This window comes from Acinetobacter sp. YH12152, from assembly GCF_013418285.1.
Taxonomy (GTDB): domain Bacteria; phylum Pseudomonadota; class Gammaproteobacteria; order Pseudomonadales; family Moraxellaceae; genus Acinetobacter; species Acinetobacter amyesii.
In genome coordinates this window covers 1-7375 of sequence record NZ_VPCH01000084.1, presented here as the reverse complement: position 1 = coordinate 7375, position 7375 = coordinate 1, and the positions used below count along the sequence as shown (strand labels likewise).

6 protein-coding genes and 1 pseudogene are annotated in these 7375 nt (G+C 41.1%); 5 read left to right on the top strand and 2 right to left on the bottom strand.

All coding sequences use genetic code 11. The features are described from left to right. The first annotated feature begins 147 nt into the window (after positions 1-147). The 3 genes from FTU83_RS16480 (at position 148) to FTU83_RS16470 (ending at position 2790) form a co-directional block, all read left to right on the top strand. Positions 148-906, top strand: a complete 759-nt coding sequence (locus FTU83_RS16480) for a hypothetical protein (RefSeq protein WP_180107365.1) — start codon at positions 148-150, stop codon at positions 904-906. Positions 907-921: 15 nt separating this feature from the next. Continuing rightward, positions 922-1233 carry an ankyrin repeat domain-containing protein gene (locus FTU83_RS16475; protein ID WP_180107363.1) on the top strand — a complete coding sequence of 104 codons (312 nt, stop codon included), beginning with the start codon at positions 922-924 and terminating at the stop codon, positions 1231-1233. A 381-nt stretch (positions 1234-1614) separates the two neighbouring features. Beyond that, positions 1615-2790 (top strand): PQQ-dependent sugar dehydrogenase, encoded by a 1176-nt coding sequence (locus FTU83_RS16470; protein WP_373685380.1) that lies wholly within the window; start codon positions 1615-1617, stop codon positions 2788-2790. Between the two features lie 92 nt (positions 2791-2882). Here FTU83_RS16470 and FTU83_RS16465 read toward each other — a convergent pair whose 3' ends face one another. Beyond that, a complete protein-coding gene (locus tag FTU83_RS16465; protein WP_180107361.1) occupies positions 2883-3923 on the bottom strand; it encodes a TauD/TfdA family dioxygenase in 1041 nt (346 codons plus the stop codon). A 471-nt stretch (positions 3924-4394) separates the two neighbouring features. Here FTU83_RS16465 and FTU83_RS16460 point away from each other — a divergent pair, with 471 nt between their 5' ends. Together FTU83_RS16460 and FTU83_RS16455 are read left to right on the top strand one after the other, a co-directional pair. Beyond that, a complete protein-coding gene (locus FTU83_RS16460) occupies positions 4395-4790 on the top strand; it encodes a tautomerase family protein (protein ID WP_168379827.1) in 396 nt (131 codons plus the stop codon). Between the two features lie 490 nt (positions 4791-5280). After that, positions 5281-6570 carry a glutamate carboxypeptidase gene (locus FTU83_RS16455; RefSeq protein WP_180107351.1) on the top strand — a complete coding sequence of 430 codons (1290 nt, stop codon included), beginning with the start codon at positions 5281-5283 and terminating at the stop codon, positions 6568-6570. A 325-nt stretch (positions 6571-6895) separates the two neighbouring features. Here the strand turns inward: FTU83_RS16455 and FTU83_RS16450 are convergent. Continuing rightward, a pseudogene (locus FTU83_RS16450) lies at positions 6896-7228 on the bottom strand (NADPH-dependent FMN reductase); the annotation flags it as partial. Positions 7229-7375: the final 147 nt, after the last annotated feature.

Here is a 7375-nt window from a genome sequence, read left to right as displayed (position 1 = left end):
TCATGAGAAAGCCCATATAAATGGGTAGAGTACAAGTTGCTGTAGAAGCATTTTTAATTCGTCTGATCACAGATACTTTATAAAGTATTTTAATACTTTTTTGAATCCGTCAATGCGTAAGTCCTAGATTATATATTTCCAATAGCAATGGCTCTGTTTTCTTCTCTTTTTGGCGCATTGCTTGGATATTTTGTTTTTCATAGACAAGAAAAAATAGTGTTAGAAAAAAGAAAGTTAGACACCGTAAATAAATGGCTATTGTTAGGTAATGAAATCCATCAATCATTGATAGCTATCAAATTTAATTACAACAATAATTTGTGTAATGATCCATTAAAAAGATTTTTTGCCATACCTTTTATAATTTTGGAGGATAAAAATTATAGTTTTCCATATCATGAGTTAGCCTTTATATCTAGCAGCTCATCTTCCAAATGGAACAATATCCCCAATTTACTTATTTTGTTTTCCAACTATTCATCCGTAATTAAGATGCTACAGACCCGCAATGAATCAAATGAAAAAATTAAGAAGGAAATCTTGGATAAGAAACAATCAAATAGGGCTAGTATAAATATTACTTGTCAGGAAATTTCACAAATTGCAGACCTAAGCGAATTAGCTCGTGTTATAGATTTAAGTGAGCGGCTAATAGTCTTAATAGATGATCTAATTATTGGGTTTAATGAATTTTTACAAGAGTTTCCTGAAGTTGCAAAGCAGAAAATAAATTTAAAATTGATAAAGGGATATGGATCAATTTTAACGTACAAACCGAATGATAATGCTGAGTTTCAGTCAATATTAAAGAGATCTCCTTTACCAGATTATAAAAAATTATCATCTATTTTGGAGCTTGACGAAGAGGAACTTATGGCAAGATATAGGCCATTATTTGAAAAATAATCCAAGGTCTGCATTATGAAACTCAACTCATTCTCCCCAATCCCTGAAGACGATGAAGAACTGCATCTGCCTGAGCTAGTGTACTGGGCATCTTTAGGTGAACTTGCAGAAGTCGAAAAATCTTTGGCGAATGGCACAGACGTAAACTCTGCCGATGAAGAAGGCTACAGCGCACTGCATGCAGCAGCAGAAAACGGCTATTTAGACGTAGTGAAGCTATTGGTAGGCAAAGGTGCAGATGTAAAGCACAAAACCCAATATACCGCTTTAGAACTTGCAGAAATGGCAGGTCATGACGATGTTGTGGCATATCTCAAAAGCCTCTAAGTCCGATTGCGCAAAATCATGATCGTGAAATCCTCCAGCTGAATCTGGGGGATTTTTTTAATGGGTCATAAAAAATTAATAGATAGAAAAAGAAAACCCCGACATCCTGTCGGGGTTTTCTTCGTATTTCGTGTTCTAGATACAACTCCTTGTCATATCTCACGTCCTGATGCAGAAACTTATTGTTATTGTTTTATGTTTCGGAAACTTCCTGTCTCCTGATAACTGTAGATTAGGCCTGTTTCATAAACTTGGAAAGCCGCAATTTTCTGCATGTCATGTAAGTCAAAACGTACAAAATTATTCTGTTACCTTTCCAAAGAAAAATCATCTGATTAATTGATTAGAATCAAATGATTATAAAAGGGAAGGGAACAGTAAATGAAACAATGCTTACAATATTTTCGAACGCCTAGCCTCATTGTTGGCATCCTGATGACAGCCGCATGCCATGCGGAAAACACCACAACTACAGCACAAGATCAAACACCAAGCCAAGCTCAAAAATCGGCACAAATCCAGCAAGAACAACGCTTTAAAATACAAAAAATCGCTCAATTTAATGAACCTTGGGCGTTTCAACAACTCCCAGATGGACGCTTATTGCTAACTGAAAGAAAAGGTCAACTGATCATCTTTAACCCGCAAAATCAGCAGAAAATACAGGTGAAAAACCTTCCCAAAGTTGCCTATGGCGGACAAGGCGGATTAGGTGATATTGCACTTGATCCGCAGTTTGAAAAAAATCATCAGATATACTTGAGCTATGCAGAAGCGGGACAGGGCGGTTATGGCGCTGTCATCGAAAAAGCCACATTAAACCTCAATGAAGCTGCGCCAAGTTTAAAACAGCGGAAAATCATTTGGAGGCAAATTCCAAAAGTAGAAGGTCAAGGCCATTATTCACACCGTATGCAGTTTGGTGCAGATGGAAAATTATGGGTGAGTTCGGGCGAACGTCAGAAGTTTGATCCTGCACAAGATCTGCAGTCAAATTTGGGTAAAGTACTGCGCTTAAATAGTGATGGAACACCTGCTGTAGATAATCCATTTCAGACCCAAGGCGAGGTTGCCAAGCAAGTGTGGAGCTTCGGGCACCGTAACCCTTTAGGCATGGCATTTGATGCAAAACAGCAGCTTTGGGTGGCCGAAATGGGACCGAAAGGCGGCGATGAGTTAAATCTTGTGCAACGTGGTAAAAACTATGGCTATCCGCATGTGTCGAATGGCGATCATTATGATGATCAACCGATTCCTGATCATCATACACGGCCTGAATTTGAAGCGCCTGCCATCAGCTGGACACCGGTGATTTCACCGTCGAGTTTGATGTTTTACCAAGGGCAAAAATTCCCCTTGTGGAAAAATAAAGCGCTGATTGGCGGGTTGTCGTCTCAAGCAATCGTGATTGTGGACACAGCGCATCAACCGGCAACAGAAATCCAGCGCATCGACATGAAACAGCGGGTCCGTGGCTTGATTGAAGCCAAAGATGGCGCCATTTGGGGGATTGAGGACGGTGAAAAAGCATGGTTATTCAAAATTGAGCCAAAATAGCGGCTAAAAAATAAACAAAAAATTCAAAAAATAAAAAAAAGCCCCTACGGGGCTTCTCACATACAGGCCTGCACGAATTTTAAATCTATCAGCTAAGCCGCATAGTGCTCATCGGCATTAAATGCATTGGCTTGAATTTGAATTAATTTACGATTTCCTTGTTCTCCATTCATCCGCCAATGCGCAATTTTAATATTATCGACGATCGCAACATCGCCTTTATGCCATTGTAAAAGCAGCGCATCTTTATACATCGCATCAAAAAATTGCTGCTTTTCGTTATCGCTGCATTCAATTTGTTGACCTTCTGGCGTGTAAATTTCCCAAGTCAGCTGCATGCCGTCCGCCGTCGAATCGATTTCAATCTCTCCTCGATTTTCAAAGCAATTTTTGGCCGCCTGATGGGCAAATGGATTGGTATTATTGGCAAAAGCCCACGGCTGAATGACATGCTTTTTCGTATCGGGGTGATGAATCACCAGTGGCGAACGCTGTAAGGTCAGTTTGGCTTTTTTATCTTGTCGAATCTCTAGACTAAACGGGCTCTTTTTCAGCAATAACCGGTCAAATAGCCCCACCTCGCGCGCCGAGACATAAGAAAAATGGTTCCATGCACCGAGATATTTTTCCTGTAGATGTTTCGGAAAATTCTCCCAAATCTGCTCTAAGTTATTAAATCCTGTTTCTGCCAAATACGTCGAAGGTTCCTGACAAAATAAGGCGATATAACGCGAGCGTTCTGAGCGCACGCCGCCTTCAACATGTGGGCCTTGTACCGAGTTTTCGACTGGACCCAATTGCACTGTGTTGCGGTCTATATAACGACGGTAGTCGCCTGCGCCGAGCAATTTCTCGCTGTATTTTCGCATCCAAGATGCAACCCAGCTGGGCATGTTGGGGTTAAATGCATTCCATGGCGTAAACTGAAAATATTGTTCAATCAGTTGGTTAAATTGTTCGGGTTGCTCGATGTTAAAACTACGAAACAGTAAGATGCCATTTTCATGGATTTGTTGTAAAAGCTCTTGTCGATGCGCGCCAATATATTGTGCAAGATCTTGCGGGCTATTGTGTTCTGGAGCGGCATGAAAAATGCGGGTAAAACTATTCAGTTGTTGCTGTTGCAATTGCATAGGGCATTCTCTAATTTTTTAATTCAATTTTTATTGTTGTCGCCTAATCCCTAAGCGCTGACAGTTCGAGCTGCTGAACTCGCAGCCGTTATTCTGTCTAAATTCTCTGCCGATTATAAGTACAGTTTTACTGTTGCGATGTAAGTATTGTTGATAAATTGCGATTTTTCGACGAATAGAGTGCGATCTCTGAATGAATGACGACATGAAAAAAGCCCTCGACATCCTATCGAAGGCTTTTTAGATTCATTCTAAAGATATGACTCCTGTCATACCGATTAGCGTTCCTGCTGCATGTGCATTATTTATTTTTATTGCAAGACATCCTGTCTCTGTATGTTCTTACTATAGGCGCGTTGCTGTTGAGGCTACAGGCGTAAATACTGCAAGCGCTGTAGGTAAATGCCTACAGCAGAACGTCGCTAAATCCTGCTAGTGTAGTGATGGATATAACAACAATGAGTTTCGCGCATGCCTGCAACACAAATCGATATACGGATGCAATACAGCATAGAACAAGAACAACAGTTGATAAATGCTGTCTTTGACGCCTTACAACAGAGTTTTCAGCTGCCTCGATATGACCGCAATATACGTTTGCAAGTGCATGCCCCACATCGGTTTCAGGTGTTTGATCATTTGACGCAGCCTGAGCGTTTTACACATATCACCATCGATTGTTTTGCGGGACGAACCTTAGCAACCAAGCGTAAGTTATATCAAATGCTGGTGCAAAATTTGGTGGAATTTGGCATTCCAGCCGACCATATCATCATTACCTTACGCGAAAGCCCTCAAGAAAACTGGGGGATTCGAGCTGGTCAAGCCGCCTGTGATGTCGATTTAGGTTTTCAGGTCGATGTTTAGTCTGTGCAAATACATGGAATGTTGCTTTCACGGAGCTTAAACGAAAAAAGCCCCGACATCCTGTCGGGGCTTTTTCGGATTCATTGTAGCGGTATAACTTCTGTCCTACCGTTAAGCTTCCTGCTCATTGTCTTATCATTGTTGTTTTATGTTCAGTGACATCCTGTCGCTGTATGACCTTAATATAAAAGTAATCCAATAACGTGAATAGTGTCTATTATCCGCATCTGATGTAAGCCAAAACGTACAACACCTAAATTATCATTCTGTCCGTCGCGTCAATGTATTGCACAGCATTAAGGCTCTCGACCGTTAGATCTATGCATCCATATTGATCTAAACCGCTTTTAAAACAGCAGGAAGCTGGTTTTGAAGTGACTAAAAGCCTTATCAGTGGTGTTACATATTTTTGCGATTAATTGGTTGAATGGTGAACTAATTTATCAGACATTAAAAATTCATAATGAAAAATATACAGGGAATAAGATCGATGCTAAGAACACTTACACAACAACGGACGACATCAAAACTTCAGCTCGCATTAGGCTGCGTCATTGTGCTTAGTGCTTCAGCAAGTTGGGCAGCATCTCCACAAGAGATTAAGAAAATTGCAGAAAGTCAAAAGCAAAGTTATTTAGAGACCTTGAAAACCTTAGTCAATATTGAATCTGGCAGTAAAGATATTGAGGGATTGAATCAGATTGCCAAGGTGGTCGCAGAGCAATTAAAAGCCACAGGGGCTGAGGTGAACGTGATTCAGCCCAAAGACATCATGAAACTCGATGGTGCGCCAGATCAGACAGGGCCGATTGTAAAAGCGGTACTAAAAGGCAAAGGTCAAACGAACATTATGTTGTTGGCGCATAACGATACGGTGTATCAAAAGGGCCAATTACAAGGTCAACCGTTTCGCATAGACGGTAATAAAGCCTATGGCTTGGGTATTTTGGATGACAAGCAAGGTGTTGCTGCAGTGATTCATGTTTTGGATATGCTGAAACAGCTGAAGTACCAAGATTACGGCACCATTACGGTATTAATTAATTCAGATGAAGAAATCAGTTCACCCGGCTCGCGCCAATTGATTATGGATACCGCTCAAAATCAGGACGTTGTCCTCTCCTTTGAAACCGGTGGTTTAGAGGGAAGCTTGATGTTAGCCACCAGTGGGATTGGTGCGGCTTATTTAGATATTAAAGGGCAGGGTTCGCATGCGGGGGTAAAACCTGAAGCAGGGGTCAATGCCTTGACAGAACTGGCTTTTCAGATTCAACAATTGGAAAATCTATCCAATCCGAAAACGGGTTTAAAGCTGAATTGGACTGTTGCGACGGCTGGAAAAACCCGAAATGTGATTCCTGACCATGCGACAGCGCAGGCAGATGCTCGTTCCTTAAAACCACAAGATTTTGCTGAGTTGGAAAAAACCTTGAAGCAAAAAGTCAAAACCAAAAAATTGGCGGAAAGTCAGGTCGAGGTCAAATTTGAAGTCCGTCGACCACCTTTAGAAGCCAGTCCACAAGCCAAAAAATTAGCCGCGACAGCCCAGCAGATTTACACAAACGAATTAAAGCTGCCGATGAAAGTTGAAACGACCGCTTGGGGTGGTGGTACTGATGCCGCTTTTGCTGGAGTTACTTCGAAAGCCGCGATCATTGAAGGAATCGGTATGTCTGGCGATGGATTACATTCAGATAAAGCAGAATATATTTTGACGGATTCTATCGTGCCGCGTTTGTACTTGGTGACCCGCTTAATTGTTGAAAGTTCTAAAAAGTAATCGTATCCGATTGGATGAGATCTAATGAGTCATTGCCCTGAGTTTGGTTGTGGCTCATGTTAGAGCTATTCTTATGTAGCATTTGAAATGAAAAAAGCCCCGACATCCTGTCGAGGCTTTTTCAGATTCATTCTAGCGGTATAACTCCTGTCCTACCGTAAGCTTCCTGCTTAGTCTTATCATTGTTGTTTTATGTTCAGTGACGTCCTGTCTCTGTATGCTTTAACTTTATCGTGGATGATGCATGGCGTATAGCTGCCATCTGCCGAAAATAATGTAAGCCTGAACCTACAAAAGGCGGCATCTATCACGCGAACGGCAACAATTAAGCACTCACATATTGCAGTAATTTTTTGAAAATCGCTTTAACCGCTTTGTTGTCAAATTCATTCGGTTCGAATTTATCTGTTTGATTACGTGTAAAAATGTCACGAATTTCAACTACAGCATTACTGTCAATTAAGCCCAATTGAGTTGCCACTTGGCGAATTTGATCAATCGAACGTGAACCATTGGTGCCTCCATAGCTAACGTATGCCGCAGGTTTTCCGCCCCATTCTTTACCGAGGTAATCCAATGCATTTTTGAGCGCAGGGCTGTAGCCGTGGTTATATTCAGGGCTAATGAAAATAAATGCGTCGCCTTGCGCGATTTTATCAAATGGAGCGTAAAACTCTTTCCTTCAGGTCAGAGATATAAGCGACACGACATGAAGTGTCGTTTGATTTAACTAAGGACTATTTTCCTTGAGTTTTGATTGTTAATATAAGTACATGAAAACCCTTAAATTACGTATAAAAGACAA